Here is a 16,880-nt window from a genome sequence, read left to right as displayed (position 1 = left end):
TGGTAAATCCGCCGAGAAGATTCTACGGAGTATGTGGCGTGCCGGCTGCCAAACGACTGAAACATTTAACGCACGAGCGTTTCGCCGTGGTAGTGCTGGAATTCCATCGCCCGAAAAGCTCTGCAAACAGGCTTAGATCTGTATTAAGGGATGGGCAAAGGTAAGTTAAGATTGGGGTAAGTTAGATGTTATACTGTAGACATTAGATGTGAGATGGTAGACCATAGACTGCAGATATCAGCAGATGGGATGCAGACCATGAATGGCGTTTTGGGTCTGAAGCAGGATAGCAATTAACCATTCACCATCTTTCTCAACTTCTCGTAATCAATCTTGGAATGATGCCGCGGATCCCGGGGCATTTTGGCAACTGTTTGCATGCGCTCCATGTCGGGAATTCCATTGCGCACTTCCTCCTCCACCCTTTGTACATCTGCACCCTTTTTCAACTCCACCACAACCACCGGATGTTGTTCTTCCGAAAGCAGCATCGTACCCAGTTCCACACCATCCATCCTACCCAGCATTTCCTCAATCACAAACGGCGCATATATTTTTTCTCCGTACCGGATGATCTGTTCGCATCTTCCGGTGAGGTACAGCCTCCCATCTTCACCCAGATATCCGCTGTCGCCGGTGCGGTGCCATAACTTTCCATCCACCATGATCTTGTTTCTTCGGAACGCTTCCTCGTTCCTGTAATACCTGTCGAGCACATGCGGACCGCTTACGATGATCTCCCCGATCTTACCCGGGGGAACTTCCAACACTTTCAATTGTCCCTCATCCGAAACTGTGATCTCCCTGTTCCATATTCCGATGATGCTTACCTGTGTGCGGTGAAACACCTTCCCCACATACAAACCATCGGTCACCCTCCCTTCCGACAGCAATTCATCGGCACCTACCGAGGCAATGGGTTCGGCTTCGGTGGAACCATATACGATGCGGATGCCGGCATCCGGAAATGCCTGACGGATGGTTTGCGCCTGCAGAGGAAATACCGGTGCACCTCCTGTGAAGATCCGTTGCACGGACGAAAAGGTTTGTTTGTTGTCCAGCATCCACATGGCCAATCGATCAATAAAATATGGAGATGCGATGATGCGGTTCACATGGTGGTTAGCGATCCAACCGGCGATGGCATCCGGCTTCATTTTTTCAGGCTTGCGTGCATTGAATGGTGCGATCACGGATGTGCATCCCACGCCCAGGTTCACCAACAGCACGACAGGTAATACCACCATATCTACATCACCCGGTTGCGGATTGATTTCTTCCAGCAAGGCATCGAACTGGGCTTTAAGAAAACCGTGAGTGCGATCAGCTGCCTTGGGTATACCGGTGCTGCCTGTGGTAAAAGTAATCAGGGCGGACGTGCTTTCATCCACTTCCTTCATGTCAACCGCCGGTGCGGATGGAACAGATGTACCGATCCAGATGGGAATTTTGCGAACGGGCTGTATAAAACGCGCAAGAAACCGCACCTTTCCACCGGCAACAAATGCCTTGCAATCTGCCATCCGGCAGCACAAAGCAAGTCGCTCCCTGCTCACCCATTCATCCAGGAATACCGCCACGGCCCCCATGTAAAACAGTGCCAGAACAATCCTGTACAGGTCGATGCCCATGGGCACGAACACCAGCACACGGTCGCCGGGTTTGATGCCTTTCTTGCGGAAATAGCCAGCGGTGGAACGCACCTGTTCGGCCAGTTGGTCATACCTGATTTGGCGGTCGCCCTGAATGATGGCCGCATGATCGGGATACTTCCTTGCGGCTTCCAGGAAGAGTTGTGCGATGTTTTTCATCCTTTGAGTGACCGTGCGTATAACGCGTAACGTTTATATGGTTTCCCTGCAAAGTCCCCGGAAATATCCGCGGAGGTGTTGTCGCTGTACATGAACGCATGCACCATCCGGCTGTGTCCGGTCATTTGCATCTGCAGTTTGAGTTCCGATGTCAGGAAACGGATGATGCCCTTGAACGGACTGCCTTTCCTTCTGGCCACGGTTTTTACGATGATGGTTTGGTTCAAAGGGTCGAGGTGGTCTTTCACCGCAAAGTACAAAGCCTGCAACATTCCCTGCTCATCCTCCACCAGCCATACCCATTCCGGGTCAATCAGGTTTTTTACAGCCAGGTACTTTTGCACAAAGGCCTCGCGGGTGATGGGCGTATACAGGAAATTACCGGAGAACGCTTCAAGACAAAGGTCAGCAACCCGACCCAATTCCTCCGTCAACCGCGACATATCCATATGCCGGATTCGTGCACCGGCCTGCAGGTATTGCGCACGGGCCTGCTCGTGCGCCTCCAGGTTGACCGTGAGGTCTTCACTCAGGTTCGAGACATATTCGCCGATTACCTCGAAACCGTTGGCCAGGAACTGGTCGTTGTAATACAAATGGTGATAAGGTTCCATGGTGAAATTCGGATGGCTGTGATCTGTACTGAAGCGGTACCCGTTCCATGTCGACCTGTCCATCGGTCCGATCAGCCATTTACAACCGGCATCCTTTGCCAGTTGCGATGCGTCATTCAATAACATTAACGCCACTTCCGGATTATCTACACATTCATAACTTCCGATGCATGCCGCAGGCCCATCCTGATATTTCAAAGCCGGGTTCAGGTAGAATGCCAGTCGCCCCACGGGTTGCCCCCCTTGCATCGCCACCCATGCAACGTGTACATTTTTCAGGTCGGGTGCATGCAGCAATGGCATGCGCTCTTTCAGATCGGGATACACATTCCCCGGCACCTGCAGGAACCTGTAGAACGCCGGGTCACCGGGGCGGCATGTCAGGATGGAAAGTGCGGACATAGATCGAGGTATACGGCGCATTGATAAAACATTCCCATGGCCAGCAGGCTGTCGTACCTGTCGAGCACACCGCCCTGGCCTTTGAGCAGGCTTGAATAATCTTTGATGCCGCACACCCGCTTGTACCAGGAAGCGGTCATGTCGCCGGCAAAACTAAACAGGCAAAGCAGCAGGGCAAAGGCCAGTCCGTTCCAGAACAAACGTGCATCCATTTCATACACCGGCTTCAAACCGCGGGCAACGTCCAGCTTCCATGTCATCACAAAAAATGCGACACAGGTAGCCAGGTATCCGCCAACAAGTCCTTCCCATGTTTTGTTCGGACTGATATTCGAAATTCTGTGCCGGCCGAAGAGTTGACCGGATAGCTGGCTGAAAGCATCCATAACCACCACCATTGTGTAAACCGTAAGGATGTAATCGACCGGCGCATGCGAAACAAAATCCACTAACCAAGAGGATGCTAAGCCAAAGAGCAACAACATCGGTATGGCTTTAAAAACAGAAGGCTTGTTGTTGACGGTTGCGTGTATGAACTCCAAAAAGCCCGCCAATACCATCCCACCCGCCAGGTAAACAGCCCCATCAAGCAGGATGGCTGTCACCCATATGACCACAAGCGCCAGGTAAACCAGGTATTTGGTCCAATGTTGCCGGGCATTGTCCACATCATTCCCCGCCACACGTCTGACGGCCCATCCACCCAGGGCAGTACAGACCAAAAGTGCTGCTATGACCCGTTCCACCATCACTTCTTTTCCTTCATCAACCAATACAATCCTTTCACATCCGAACGGTAGGCCGGCAACCATATCAGCACCACCGCTTCCTCCACACAAGCCAGCACGCCCCAACTCAGCGCCACATAATAATACCACACATATAACCCGGATGCAAACCAGGTAAAGAACAAGATCCCCTGCAAGTAGCCGCCGATCTTGAATGAATACAAATGCAAGGTGGGATGTTTACCGAAACGGATGAAGGATATCGCCTGGCTTCCCACATATAGGATCAGGTAAAGCACCAGCATCGGTTTGTGTGTACCAAGGGTTTCCCACTTGAACAGGTACACACCGGTGAAGGCCGCGATGTACATACCGATGTCGGCCAGGGAATCCAGTTTCGCACCGAGGGACGTACGCATGTTGAACGTACGTGCGATCCATCCATCAAGAATATCCGTCACAAGGCCTGAGCAAAACACAATGGCAAACCATCTTTCCATACCCGAAAATGCCAGGTACATCAGTACCGGAAAGGCCATCAGCCTGAGCGACGACAACACGTTGGGAAGGGTCAGTACCGGTTCTTTGTTGGTCATACCATATGAAAAAAGTAACGGATCAGCCAGAGTGCGGCAAGGGACACACCCGGGATCGACAGGTTGTCGTATCCTTTGTGACTCACAGCTTCCGCAAGTGTGGAAACCACCGCGATGACACATGCCGGTATGATCATTGCCGACACAGTTAGTTCTGTAGTGATGCGGAAAGAAACCACTGCCACCAGGACAGCAGCGACCAGAAACCCAGAGCTTCCGCTGAGCGTCTTTGCATGCCCGAGCAACACGTACCTGCCCCTGGGAAATGTTTTTCCCACGAATGCCGCCATAGGGTCGGCAATGGCAAGGGTAAGGATGGGAATGTAGTAGAGCGTCATGTCGCGGTGATGCGCATATGCCAGGTAGCATCCGTAGACCACCACCGGGTACAGCAGGCTGCCACGCGTGACGCGATCCACCGCATTGATGGAAGGCAACCATCCGGTGCGCATGCTCACGGCCAGGATCAGGAAGAACGAACCGCAGAGGGCCATCACCCACCAGTGACCATCGATGAATGGCGGAAACAGCAACGTGAGCAAACCGGTGACGATGTGTACCATTTTTCGGGTGACTTCCGCCTTTACCTTGAATACCCGGTACAGCAACTCGGCAGTCGCAAAAAGCAACAGGAAAGCGGATGCCAGGAGCGCCACATGCAGCAGGTTGTTGTTCATATCCGTTTGTCGATGTGCAGTTGCCGGTAAAAAAAACCTTTGTCGACCCGATGCAATTCTTCCGACCGTTGTGTATCCGATCTGAAACGATCCGGTAACACATCCGCCAGTCCACGCGACACCATCAGGTTCCAGTACGCAAACGTAGCACCGGCGCGGGATCCGTTGGCCAGTTTTGTGGCCACTTCCTTGAATACGGGTGTGGACATGTACTCAAAGATATTGGACAGGTTGAAATGGGAAAAATCATCGATGTCGGCACATACTTCCGCCAATCCCTGCCAGGTACTGATACGTGAAATGTTGTTGCGGATGGCATCGAAGTTTTCCCGGCGTGCATAATGCGGAAGCTGATCGCCGAATGTACCCCGCATGATGTACCTGAGGAAGTAATTGTCGGCGCATTCCGCTTTCCTGAGGTGGCGGGCGGCCGTTTCGTAAATCGCAGTGGCCACAGGCACTTTCACCTCTTTGAAAAAGGCCGGGTCGCGACCGAATTTACCCATCACGGCGCGACTGAAAAACAATTTGAAGAAAACCTTCCATCGTCGGCTGTTCCATTTCTCCACATAAAAACGTTCCTGTGCTTCGGATGATTTGAGCGTCAACAATTCCTCCACCCTTTCCTTTCCATGAATCCACGGCAACAATCTGGAATGAAAGATGCGGAAATACCGCTCAAACTTTCCACCGTGAATGATACCGGCATCGATCAGCCCTGTCTTTTGCCGCCAATACCGGGCGCTGAGTTCCGGCATCGCAGCCGACACTTTTGACAGCCATTGCAGGCGGTCATTCGCCGGCACAAATCCGAGAAAACGGATGAACTCCGCATGCTCCAAAACTTCAAATGCAGCTTTCTTCAATTCGATCAGATGCAGCTGCACGGGATTCACATCCACGGCCACCACCTTTTCGGGATTTGATGTGAGGAGAGAAAAACTGTTGTCGCCAGCGGAACCGATGGACAGGATTCTGGCACCCGGCTGTGGCGACAAAGCCGCCAGCAGCACATCCGCATCTTCCCAGCAGTTGGCATAACGCAGGTAACTGTGGTCGATGTTATGCAGTTGTTTCTCCATGCTTGCTGATGATGCGAACGGTGCCTTCCCTTCCATTCATTTCCACAACATCACCGGTGGAAAGGGCGCGCAATAGCCCGGTGATGCCAACTATACAGGGAATACCCATTTCGCGGGATACGATGGCGGAATGACTTAACAGACTTCCTCTTTCCACAAGAATCGCGGATGCGGTTGGGAACAGGGTCACCCAACCGGGGTCGGTGTTGGACGTAACCAGGATGTCGCCATTAAGGCTGTGGGTTTCATCCGGACCGGCAACCACGCGTACGCGGCCTTTAACGACACCCGGACAACAACCGGTTCCCTGCAGGTCTCCTTCGGCGGCTCCTTCCTCTTCTTCGGAATAGATGTTCCGGTCGCTGAAATCATTACCGTAACTATGGAAACGCTCGGCCGGAGGAGGTTGACGCTTATAGGCATCAAAGGCTTCCTTTGCTTCTGAGATGATGTCTTTGAGATTTTTTTTCTTCGGGTCGTCACAGGCTTCGAGCACCTGATCAAGCGACAGATAAAAAACATCCGAGGGCGAAGCCAACATGTCCAGCTCCGTCATTCGAGAACCGATTGCATGCATGATCCTGCGAACCATACCGAAGCCGCGGGTGCGTTCGAAGCGCAGGTTCTCGCGGTTGCTGACAAGATCCCTGGCACGTTTCAGCACGAAACCGAACCACCACTTTCTCACTGGATGTCCGGACAGCGCTTTGTTCATCTGATCTTCCGCGCGTGACCGGAGTTCGGGGTCGGTGTGCTTCCGCATGGATGCCCCGCTGATGCCGTTGGCCAGATAGGATTGCACCACCTGAACCAGGCGGGAAGGATCCTGTGTGTACGACACCGTTTCCAATTTCAGTTCTCCCACGCACCGGTCGCCGAACTTTTGAATGTACGTTTCAAATGCACGCAGGATTTCCGGATAACGCCCCGACTGAAGTCCATCCCAAATCTCCTTGGCGGATGTTGCTCCGAACCAACTTATGGCATCGGGTTTTGCACGGATGTCATCCGCAATGGCCACAGCCATGTGAATGGGTTCCGTGGAGATAATGTCGTGGCTTCCGCACAGCAGGTCGTTGTGGATATTGGGATTGCCGGAGATACCATATGACCGGGTCAGCTTTTGAAGGATACCGAACCAGATCATGGCAAAAAAATCATTGGTCAGCGGCGCCTTCCATTTCGTCACCAACGTATGTTCAAAACCCAGGTATGCCTTTTTCAGTTCGGGAAGTGTCATGGCCGACAGGTTCATCTGCAGGTAGGTTTGCATGGTATGATCCAGGTGCTTCAGGAACCGGCGGCGATGCACGGGCAGCAGCATCTGAAGGCGTATCATTTTCACCACCATCAGGCCGATGCGGAACCACGCCTGCTGTTTACCCATCCGGTAGTCTTCCCTGAGTTCGAAGCGTTGTTTCACCCCCATCATGGTTTCCATGTAGGCGGCATTCACGGAGTAGCCCGGCACCATGGCCAGCATCTTGTACCAGCTGAGAAGGTTGTAATATACGCGTCCGCGAACCAGGCCCAGCGTATTGGCAAAAACATGTGCATGCTTGTCGATGGTAGTCATCGGCACACCCAGCAAATGCACGAACTGGCGGTACACTGCCTCATACATTTTGGTGATAAAGGAATATGTAAGCGGTGTGGTGACACCCGGGTAGGATTCCACGATGTTGCTGTTGTCCCATACGGTGTATTCTTCCTTTGAAACAGCGGATACCGGCCTTGCCTGCAGGAGGTAAAGCACATCGTTCTTCACGGCGAACTCCACATCCTGCGGCCCGCCGCATTTCTTTTCGAGCTGATGAAGGATCGTATTCAACTCACGTAGAATGGCATCATTGAGGCTGGGTTTCTCCCTGCGCTTTTCATCCACATCCACCCAAACCGTACCCCCGTTCACGTGGTCCTGCATCATTGCCCGGTCCTTCGCCACCACGTTGGATTGAATCCCCTGACCGGTCAGCACAAATGAGTCGGCGTTCAGGGCGCCCGACACCAATCCTTCACCGAGGCCATACACAGCAGACACCACTTTTTCCCGGCGGTTACCAGTAACAGGGTTCACACCGAAAGCAACACCCGACGCATCCGCATCCACTGTCCAGCGTAAGCAAAATTCGGACTGTTAAGGTACAATAGTTTAGTCACAGTTTTTTACCTTGAAAGCTAGCTTTCAAGGTAAAAAACTGGAACCTTGAAAAACAGTCCAAACATGAAAAAGAAAGATCAAAGTCCCGAAGGGGTAGTCCGTGAGATCAAACGCAGGACCCGCCGCAAGTTCTCCGCAGAGGAGAAGATCCGAATCGTACTGGAAGGCCTCAAGGGCGAGCTATCCATTTCAGAGATATGTCGCCGTGAAGGTATTGCCGCCAACCTCTACTATCGCTGGAGCAAAGACTTCCTGGAAGCCGGTAAGAAACGGCTTTTAGGAGATACCCTCCGAGAGGCCAACACCACCGAAGTGGATCATTTCCGCAAGGAGAACAGCCAGCTGAAAGAAGTGGTCGCCGAGCTCACCCTGCAGAATAGGGTCCTAAAAAAAAGTTTGAGTGGGGACGCTTAAAAAGGCAGCGGTATATGCGATACAGTCAATCAGAGAAAATGGAGATCATTTCCATAGTGGAAAACAGTGATCTGAGCGTACGGGCCACCCTGAAAGAGCTGGACATTCCCAAGGCGACTTTCTATGACTGGTACGACCGGTATCTGCGGGAAGGGTTTGAAGGACTGGCTCCCAAGAAGCGGGCGGCAAGAAGCCAGTGGAACCGGATCCCCGATGAGAAACGCCAGGAGGTGGTAGAGCTGGCCCTGGACATGGAAGACCTCTCATCCAGAGAACTGGCCTGGCACATCGTAGATCACCGGGGCTGGTATATCAGCGAGTCCAGCGTGCATGCCATTCTCAAAGAAAGAGGGCTGATCACTGCACCGGCCTTTGTGGTGGATCATGCTGCCAACCAGTACAAAGACAAGACCTCCCGGGTCAACCAGATGTGGCAGACCGATTTCACTTACCTGAAAGTAGTGGGACACTGGGGATGGTATTACCTCTGCACGGTACTGGATGATTACTCCCGCTACGTGATCCATGCCGAACTATGCACCAACATGGGAGCCGATGACGTACAGCGCAATATCGACAAGGCCATTGAGATCACCGGGGTGGTTCCTGACAAAACCACACAGTCTCTCAAAGTGCTCAGCGATAATGGCCCGTGCTACATTGCCAAAGACCTGGCTGAGTTCTTCCAGGACAGGGAGATCAAGCACGTACGCGGAAGAGTCCGTCATCCGCAGACCCAGGGAAAGATCGAACGCTGGCATCAGTCCATGAAGAACGTGATCAAGCTGGACAACTATTATTCACCCGATGAATTGCGCCAGGCGCTGGCTGAATTTATCCGATACTACAACAACCGCAGGTACCATGAATCACTGGAAAATCTCACGCCTGCCGACGTATTTTTCGGCAGGGATAAACAGATCCTGGCCAGACGAAAACAAACCAAAGAAAGAACCATGAAACAAAGAAGAAAATTCCACCGTCAACAAATGTTAAATCTATGACTTAAATTAGATCGCCTTTTGTCCGGATTTGTTTTAAGACGCACACACCCGAACCACCAAAACCCGTAGGCGCCGGCAAGCGTTTCCTTAATTACATCATTGACACCATCGCGATTTATTTCTCCGTCATCATCCTGACCGTTGTCCTGTTGGCAACAGGATTGGACGCTGAAACACCGCTGCTTTACATGAGCATGTACCTGGTTTACCCCCTTTATTATACCGTATTTGAAGCCGCTGCCGGACGCACTTTGGGAAAGTTCGTAACCGGCACAAAAGTGGTGGATCAGTATGGCAACAAGCCTTCTACAAAAGATGCTTTTCTGCGTTCGCTCAGCCGGTTTGTTCCGTTCGAACCTTTCTCATTCCTTGGAAATACGGCACGGGGATGGCATGACACATGGACCAATACCTATGTGGTGAACGCCCGTTAATCACCTGGACAGACGCACGTAATCCTTGATCAGGATCTGCAGGAACAGTTGTTTGTTTTCCGGCCCCCTTATGTTCAGTTCATGTTCGATTTTTTTCGCGGTTAGTTCCAATGCCATTCGGTGGGCGTAGTTCGGAAACTTGCGGAATCTTGTCAGCACCTCATGCACCACGAGCATGTCTTGTTCCGACAACCGGATGATTTGTGGAAACTGGGGTGTATAGGAAGCAAGTTCCTTTTCGAGGTTCTGTAAATTATATATGTTCATTCGTTCCTGTTTCCCGCTCTCCACCACAACCGTATTGGCCAGCACATCCCCGAGACGTTGTGAACGGGGAGAAACGCTGATGAAAAGCACCGCCATCCCTCCCAGGCTTGCATATATATCAAGCACCCGGAAAGACCACCTCATCACGTAGTCGATCAACGTGGGCTTCCTTCCGTCAAGACGAACCACCCGAATCTGCATGGCCCTTTTCCCGATGGATTGCCCATTGTTAAACACTTCAAAAGCCAGGCTGTAAAAGAACACAATGGGAAACACCACGCACAGAAAGATCCACTTGGGATTCACATCCAGGGCAGCCAAAACAATAAACAGGATGCCCACAACCAGGGCATAAATGATCACATCCAAGGCCAAAGCAGCGAACCGCTTGATGACACTTGCGGGCACATAGCTGATGGTCACATTCTGGTCTGTGGTAATTTCTATGTCAGCCATAAGTTTCCATCATAATATTTCATATTTTGTGTTCCCTGTTTGAATCGCGTATACATTGAAAGAATCACAATTCGTTCAGCAAAATAAAGAAAAATGGCAGGCTTTCGAGCAGGGTCTGAAAAGCAATCAGAATAACCCCAACCAGGTCAGCAAGCTGTTTGTTCAGATCACGGATGACCTGTCGTATGCCCAGACCTTCTATGCCAGCCGTTCGGTAACCAAGTACCTGAACGGCGTGGTTCGGGTATTGTTCGGAAAGATCACCAACAACCAGAGGTTCACTTTCCGGAACATGATCAACTTCTGGCGGCGTGATCTGCCGCGTACGTTCTATGCATGCAGGCGCCCCATGCTTGTATCCTTCCTGGTTTTCGTGGCATGTTTCACCCTGGGGGTTGTTACCAGCTGGCATGATCCGACTTTCGCCGCCGACATCCTGGGATCCGATTACGTATCCGTTACGAAAAACAACATAGAGAAAAAAGACCCCATGGGAATCTATGCCTCGGCTGAGCCCGTGGAAATGTTTGTGAGCATCGCATTCAACAACCTGGTTGTTCTTTTCCGAACTTTCATTTTCGGCATATTCATGTCACTCGGCTCGCTCATCATCATGGTGTACAACGGTGTGATGGTGGGTGTATTCCAATACTTCTTCATCGAGCGTGACCTTTTCTGGAAGTCGTTCCTTTCCATATGGACACACGGCACACTTGAGATATCGACCATCATCATGTCGGGCGGTGCCGGACTCACCCTCGGCAAAGGCATCCTGTTCCCCGGAACTTATTCGCGCTTTCTGGCCTTTCGTGTGTCTGCACGGCAAGCCATGAAAATCATGATCGGCATCACTCCCATGGTGATCCTGGCCGCATTCATCGAAAGCTTTCTGACCCGCCATACCGACATCCCGGATGCAATCCGCTTCGGTTTTATCCTACTCAGCTTCGCCTTTGTCATCGCATATTTTTTCTGGTACCCCCGAAAGCTGGCAAGATCTACCGAAGCATCGGAATTCACGGAAGTACCCGACATTGAAGAAGCACCCGTTAACTTCAAGTCTGCCCGAATCTACACCGGCATGCAGATCTTTGCCACCGGGTGTCAAATGTTGTACCGTCGGTTTGCGTGCTTTTTCTGGCCCGTTGGATTGATGGCTTTGTCTACCGCATGCCTCGTAGCCATAAACCCGCTGGGGTTGTTCGGCAGGGTGCAATACAATGAGATGCCCTTTTTCTACCTGCGGGACCTGACGCGCTTCCTGGAATTCCCCCTGTTGGGCACCTGGGTGGGAGCATGTCTGGTGATGCTGATTCCCCTGTCCATCCGGCACACGCTCAGTTTCCTTTCAACCACAGACCCCGATCTGAAGCAACATCCTCAACCTCCTTTCATCCGGCTGTTGCTGATGACCTTCATGAGCATCCTGCTTTTCTCCGCCCTCCTTTATATGGACATGATGTGGACCCACTTGATCGCATTCCTGGTGCTCCCCTTCTTCCTTGCCATGATTTTTGTTTCCAGCTGGCAAAGAACCACACCATGGAAGGCAGCCGAACAAACCGGTACATTGTTGCATCAGGACTGGGTGAAGTTTTTCGGGTTGATGTTCCGGGTAACGCTGATCACCGGAGGAATGCTTGCCATCAACCAATGGATATTCAAACGGTACATTATTCCCAACCTCGTATGGGGGGTGTCGAATTCCAATGCGTCGGCCCAGGCTTTCATCAACGGCACATCCGCATTTGTGGTTTCGTTCTCGTTCTTTACCTCCATTTACATGATGACCAGCTTGTGCGTGATATTGTACTTTTCGCTGAAGGAAACATTTGAGGCCGGCGACCTGATCACAAGGATAAAAAACATCCGGGCCAAATGAGACCACGGCTCCTACTCCTGTTTTTCTTCTTGATGCTCTTGGGCTTGTTTGTACCCGGATGGGCCCAACAGAAAAGCGCTCCCAGCCTGACACGGACCTCATGGGAAAAGGTCACCCGGGGTGTTGATTACTCGGAAAACATCAAGCTACCGGAAAACAAACCGTCCACCCGGAAACCACACATGGAAACTCCTTCCATCAAATGGAATTTCGGTTTTTTGAAATATGTCCTTTACGGGATGGTCATCGTTTTGCTGTTGATTCTGTTATTCCGTGTTCTTGTCAACCTCAATAACAACCCCGTTCTGAAGAAGCAGGACCTGAGCATCGATACCATCCTTGAAGCGGAAGCCAACCTGCCGGATGTAGATCTGAACACCCTGCTTCAACAAGCCCTGAACGAACAGAACTTCCCGTTTGCCCTGCGCATTCATTTCCTGATGGTGATCCAACACCTGGCCAACCGGGAGCTGATCTCCTGGAAGCAAGACAAAACCAACTGGGAGTATCACTCGGAACTCCGTTCAGGGCAACTGAAAGAACGTTTCAGGGAGATCATCCTGAGCTACGAGCGGATCTGGTACGGCGAGCATCCGTTAACCCAAGAAGGCTACGAAGCGCTCAGCCTCTTGTACAATGCATTCATCCAACCCCAAACCGGCCATGAAGAGAAGTAGCATTCTGGCCGTGGTGATCGCGGGCGTGGTCGTGGCCGTTGTGGTGTTGTTTGTTCTTTTCATCCGGCAATTCACGCCCAAGTACCAGTGGCATGAAAGCTATGATGATACTGCCAACCAACCCTACGCCACCAAAGTGTTACATGAATGGATCAAAAAAGATTATACCGTGCGGGATGTGCAAAATGTTACGCGCGATGTGGATACATCCGCGTGCAACACATCCTATGTATTCATCGGCTATTCCTATTTCACGGATTCCCTTGCCACCGACCGGTTGTTGTCATATGTCAACAAGGGCAATGACGTGTTCCTTGCAACCAACACCTACCCGGAAGAATTCCTCAGGCATGTATTCGGAGACCTACCGTCTGACCAAATCCTGTATTCTGCCGAAAGGGACACCTCCATAGACATACGGTTCACCGATGCGGCTTACCGGCATGAAAAGAGTTGCCGGTTCACGCACCTTGAGATATCACGTCCTGTCTACTATGATTGGAACTACATAGAATTTGATGATTTCACGGAGTTCATATCCGAATCGTATCCGATAGAAATTCTAGGCAAATTCAAGAACCGGCAATTCGTGAATTTCGTTCGCCTCCCCTATGGAAAGGGTTACATTTACCTGCATACAAATCCAATCATATTCACCAACTACCACCTGCTGACCGAAGATGGGTTCCGTTATACGGAGCGGGTACTCGGATACCTGAAAAGTGACCGGATATACTGGGATCGCATCAGTCACAATCCCAGCGACAACTCAGGCGATGCAACAAACACAACCAACCCGCTGCGTTTTCTCTTTTCACACCGTTCACTGAAAACGGGTTGGTACATGACCTGCGGCTTGATCTTGCTTTACCTGTTCTTCGGATCCAAACGCCGCCAACGGGTCATCCCCATCCTTCCGGCAAACAACAATGCATCCATCGAATATGCAAAAGCGGTGGGCACCCTGTATTTCCAGCAAGGAAGTCCGAAACTCATGGCGGAAGAGATCATTCTCCTGTTCAACAACTATCTCCGCAACCGGTACAGGATTGACACGAAGCTGGAGCGGAAGCCACTGGTGGAACAGGTGGCGACACGCTCAGGACTGTCCGTTAAAGACGTTGACCGCATCTACAAACATCTTTTTGCCATCCGGTATGGCCAATCAGGTACGTACGTTGACGACCTGTCAAAACTCAACCAGGCAATCGAACATTTCTATAAAAACTGCAAGTAATGGAAGAAAACACCACACCGAACAACCCCGCACCGGCTCATCCGAACCAGGAAGCCGATGGCGTTGCACCGCAGCCCACAACCACTCAGACTGATGCACCGCATACCGTAAGCGCCGGCAATGGCAATCATTTTGTAGGCACGGTATTCCAACGGGTGAAGGAACAGATTCAGCACATCGTGATCGGGAACGACCCACTCATCGAACTGATCATGACCGGCATGTTCTCAGGAGGGCATATCCTCATTGAGGGTGTTCCCGGCGTGGCCAAAACACTCACTGCAAAACTGATCGCAAAATGCATGCAGATCAATTTCACCCGCATCCAGTTCACACCCGACCTGATGCCGTCTGACATCATCGGAACGAACATCTTTCACATGCAGCGGTCCGAGTTTGAATTCAGGAAAGGTCCCTTGTTTTCCAACCTGGTTTTGGTTGATGAGATCAACCGTGCCCCGGCCAAAACGCAGTCGGCCCTGTTCGAGGTGATGGAGGAAAGACAGATCACCCTTGACGGTGTGACCCGTGTTTTGCCCCTGCCGTTTTTTGTCATCGCCACGCAGAACCCGGTGGAACATGAGGGGATTTACAAACTACCCGAAGCTCAGCTCGACAGGTTCCTGTTCAAGTTGATCGTGGGATACCCCAACCTGGAGGAAGAATCAAAGATCCTCAAAAGGTTCCGGGAAGATTTCAACATGCAGATACTGGAAGACATCAAGGCAGTGGCGTCATCGGACGACATCCTGAAATGCATGAAGCTTGTGGAGTCCGTGCACATCAAAGATGATTTGCTTGATTACATCGCGAAGATCGTCTACGAAACCCGTAACAACAGCGACCTGTACCTGGGAGGATCACCACGCGCATCCCTGGCCATCATGAAAACATCCAAAGCCATCGCCGCCATTCGCGGCCGTGATTTCGTTACGCCCGACGACATACAAACCGTGTGTCATCCCGTTCTGAATCACCGCATCATCATGGCGCCGGAAAAAGAAATCGAAGGAGTTACCACCATGGATGTGATCAGCGATATCATCCGCAACATAGAAGTTCCCAGGTGATCCGCGCCCTACGTGCCTTGTATCTGACCAATCGTTTCTTTTTCATCATGGGAACGATCATCCTGCTGTTCCTGCTGTCGTTCACGATCGGACCCTTATATAAGGTCTCTTTCGGATTGCTCGGAGTCGTGGGGCTGTTTTTCCTGGCTGATCTGTTCTTGCTGTACCGCAAATCGGGCAATGTGGAAGTATCACGACATATGCCGGGTATATTTTCATTGAGCGACAACAACCTGGTTCGAATGAAACTAAAGAACCGGTCGCAACTGAAACTCCGGCTGGAGATCATCGATGAGGTGCCCTACCAGTTCAACATCCGCGACATGCTGATCAAGACATCCCTGGCCGATGAAGAAGAAAAGGAAATGTCGTACATGCTTCGCCCCACCGTGCGGGGTGAATACAGGTTCGGCGCCATCCGGGTGTTCGTGCGCACCCGGATCGGACTGGCATCCAGAAAAGAAACCACACATGCGGATACGGACGTGACCGTATACCCGTCGGTTATCCAGATGAAACAGGAAGAACTGGCGGTCACCGGACAAATGGTGCTGCAGGGCGAGAACAAATCGAAACGAATTGGCAAGAGTTACGAATTCGACCAGCTTAAAACCTATGTGGCGGGTGACGATCCGCGCAACATCAACTGGAAAGCCAGCAGCCGGTCCACCTCCCTCATGGTGAACCGCTACGAGGAAGAACGCTCACAGCAAGTCTATTCCGTGATCGACAAAGGGCGTGTGATGAAGATGCCTTTCAATGGACTTACGCTGTTCGATTACGGCGTCAACACTTCCCTCGCCCTCTCCAACATTGCGCTGAAGCGACACGACAAGGCCGGTCTGATCACTTTCTCAAACCAGGCCGATACATTTGTCAAAGCCGACCGCTCTTCCACCCAGTTGAAAAAGATCCTGCATGCCCTTTATAAATCGAAATACAACTATTGCGAATCCAACTACGAAGACCTGTACCTGCACATCCGAAGGTATGTTCCCAATCGCAGCCTGATCTTTCTCTATACCAATTTCGACAGCGTTCATGCCATGAACAGGGTGCTTCCCATCCTCAAGATGATCCACAAACGACACCTGCTGGTGGTGATGTTCTTTGAGAATACCGAGCTGAAAACATACAGCGAATCCGAATCACAAACCATCATAGACATCTACCAACACACCATGGCGCGGAAGTTCATCATGGAAAAAGAACAGATCATCCGCGAATTCGAACGCCAGGGAATTCATGCCATGATGTGCGACCCGCTAAAATTATCGACCACCGTTATCAACCATTACCTGGAAATTAAAACCAGGGGGATGATGTGATGCAAAAAGAGCATACTGCATACAGCAACAGCATACAGGG

14 protein-coding genes and 1 pseudogene are annotated in these 16,880 nt (G+C 51.4%); 7 read left to right on the top strand and 8 right to left on the bottom strand.

What is annotated here, in order from left to right; all coding sequences use genetic code 11:
• Nucleotides 1-293: 293 nt before the first annotated feature.
• The 7 genes from H6585_11775 to H6585_11745 are packed head-to-tail and all read right to left on the bottom strand — an operon-like array spanning nt 294 to nt 8,020.
• On the bottom strand, nt 294-1,811 hold the full coding sequence (locus tag H6585_11775) for an AMP-binding protein (GenBank protein ID MCB9449008.1): 1,518 nt from the start codon (nt 1,809-1,811) through the stop codon (nt 294-296).
• Nucleotides 1,808-2,827: a hypothetical protein gene (locus tag H6585_11770; protein ID MCB9449007.1), complete on the bottom strand. Its 1,020-nt coding sequence runs from the start codon at nt 2,825-2,827 to the stop codon at nt 1,808-1,810. The genes H6585_11775 and H6585_11770 overlap by 4 nt, the downstream gene beginning before the upstream one ends.
• A complete protein-coding gene (locus H6585_11765; GenBank protein MCB9449006.1) occupies nt 2,806-3,639 on the bottom strand; it encodes a phosphatidate cytidylyltransferase in 834 nt (277 codons plus the stop codon). Before H6585_11765 ends, H6585_11770 begins: the two co-directional genes overlap by 22 nt.
• Nucleotides 3,576-4,151, bottom strand: a complete 576-nt coding sequence (locus tag H6585_11760; protein MCB9449005.1) for a CDP-alcohol phosphatidyltransferase family protein — start codon at nt 4,149-4,151, stop codon at nt 3,576-3,578. Before H6585_11760 ends, H6585_11765 begins: the two co-directional genes overlap by 64 nt.
• On the bottom strand, nt 4,148-4,828 hold the full coding sequence (locus H6585_11755) for a phosphatidate cytidylyltransferase (protein ID MCB9449004.1): 681 nt from the start codon (nt 4,826-4,828) through the stop codon (nt 4,148-4,150). The genes H6585_11760 and H6585_11755 overlap by 4 nt, the downstream gene beginning before the upstream one ends.
• A complete protein-coding gene (locus H6585_11750; protein MCB9449003.1) occupies nt 4,825-5,910 on the bottom strand; it encodes a DUF3419 family protein in 1,086 nt (361 codons plus the stop codon). Before H6585_11750 ends, H6585_11755 begins: the two co-directional genes overlap by 4 nt.
• On the bottom strand, nt 5,891-8,020 hold the full coding sequence (locus H6585_11745) for a phosphoenolpyruvate synthase (protein MCB9449002.1): 2,130 nt from the start codon (nt 8,018-8,020) through the stop codon (nt 5,891-5,893). The genes H6585_11750 and H6585_11745 overlap by 20 nt, the downstream gene beginning before the upstream one ends.
• A gap of 114 nt (nt 8,021-8,134) precedes the next feature.
• Here H6585_11745 and H6585_11740 point away from each other — a divergent pair.
• Nucleotides 8,135-9,489: pseudogene (locus H6585_11740) on the top strand (IS3 family transposase).
• A gap of 5 nt (nt 9,490-9,494) precedes the next feature.
• Complete coding sequence (locus H6585_11735; GenBank protein MCB9449001.1) at nt 9,495-9,923, top strand: RDD family protein; 429 nt, start codon at nt 9,495-9,497, stop codon at nt 9,921-9,923.
• Here the strand turns inward: H6585_11735 and H6585_11730 are convergent, their stop codons facing one another.
• Entirely contained in the window at nt 9,924-10,646 is a 723-nt protein-coding gene (locus H6585_11730) for an RDD family protein (GenBank protein ID MCB9449000.1), read from the bottom strand.
• A gap of 55 nt (nt 10,647-10,701) precedes the next feature.
• Between H6585_11730 and H6585_11725 the strand changes: the two genes are divergently transcribed.
• From H6585_11725 to H6585_11705, 5 genes are read left to right on the top strand one after another with little or no spacing between them, the layout of a single operon-like run.
• Nucleotides 10,702-12,528 (top strand): stage II sporulation protein M, encoded by a 1,827-nt coding sequence (locus tag H6585_11725; GenBank protein ID MCB9448999.1) that lies wholly within the window; start codon nt 10,702-10,704, stop codon nt 12,526-12,528.
• Nucleotides 12,525-13,205: a DUF4129 domain-containing protein gene (locus tag H6585_11720; protein ID MCB9448998.1), complete on the top strand. Its 681-nt coding sequence runs from the start codon at nt 12,525-12,527 to the stop codon at nt 13,203-13,205. Before H6585_11725 ends, H6585_11720 begins: the two co-directional genes overlap by 4 nt.
• Nucleotides 13,192-14,442: a DUF4350 domain-containing protein gene (locus H6585_11715; GenBank protein MCB9448997.1), complete on the top strand. Its 1,251-nt coding sequence runs from the start codon at nt 13,192-13,194 to the stop codon at nt 14,440-14,442. The genes H6585_11720 and H6585_11715 overlap by 14 nt, the downstream gene beginning before the upstream one ends.
• Entirely contained in the window at nt 14,442-15,512 is a 1,071-nt protein-coding gene (locus tag H6585_11710) for a MoxR family ATPase (GenBank protein MCB9448996.1), read from the top strand. The genes H6585_11715 and H6585_11710 overlap by 1 nt, the downstream gene beginning before the upstream one ends.
• A 47-nt stretch (nt 15,513-15,559) precedes the next feature.
• Nucleotides 15,560-16,840 (top strand): DUF58 domain-containing protein, encoded by a 1,281-nt coding sequence (locus tag H6585_11705; protein MCB9448995.1) that lies wholly within the window; start codon nt 15,560-15,562, stop codon nt 16,838-16,840.
• The last annotated feature ends 40 nt before the right edge of the window (nt 16,841-16,880 follow it).

It is taken from the genome of Flavobacteriales bacterium, from assembly GCA_020635855.1.
Lineage (GTDB): Bacteria > Bacteroidota > Bacteroidia > JACJYZ01 > JACJYZ01 > JACJYZ01.
The sequence above is the reverse complement of the archived record's forward strand: the minus strand, read 5'-3'. Positions and strand labels throughout refer to the sequence as shown.

Bases quoted from the DNA above. Each gene is read 5' to 3' on its own strand.
- H6585_11775 (MCB9449008.1), bottom strand. From the start codon at position 1,811: ATGAAAAACATCGCACAACTCTTCCTGGAAGCCGCAAGGAAGTATCCC.
- H6585_11770 (MCB9449007.1), bottom strand. From the start codon at position 2,827: ATGTCCGCACTTTCCATCCTGACATGCCGCCCCGGTGACCCGGCGTTC.
- H6585_11765 (MCB9449006.1), bottom strand. From the start codon at position 3,639: ATGGTTGCCGGCCTACCGTTCGGATGTGAAAGGATTGTATTGGTTGAT.
- H6585_11760 (MCB9449005.1), bottom strand. From the start codon at position 4,151: ATGACCAACAAAGAACCGGTACTGACCCTTCCCAACGTGTTGTCGTCG.
- H6585_11755 (MCB9449004.1), bottom strand. From the start codon at position 4,828: ATGAACAACAACCTGCTGCATGTGGCGCTCCTGGCATCCGCTTTCCTG.
- H6585_11750 (MCB9449003.1), bottom strand. From the start codon at position 5,910: ATGGAGAAACAACTGCATAACATCGACCACAGTTACCTGCGTTATGCC.
- H6585_11730 (MCB9449000.1), bottom strand. From the start codon at position 10,646: ATGGCTGACATAGAAATTACCACAGACCAGAATGTGACCATCAGCTAT.
- H6585_11720 (MCB9448998.1), top strand. From the start codon at position 12,525: ATGAGACCACGGCTCCTACTCCTGTTTTTCTTCTTGATGCTCTTGGGC.
- H6585_11715 (MCB9448997.1), top strand. From the start codon at position 13,192: ATGAAGAGAAGTAGCATTCTGGCCGTGGTGATCGCGGGCGTGGTCGTG.
- H6585_11710 (MCB9448996.1), top strand. From the start codon at position 14,442: ATGGAAGAAAACACCACACCGAACAACCCCGCACCGGCTCATCCGAAC.
- H6585_11705 (MCB9448995.1), top strand. From the start codon at position 15,560: ATGGGAACGATCATCCTGCTGTTCCTGCTGTCGTTCACGATCGGACCC.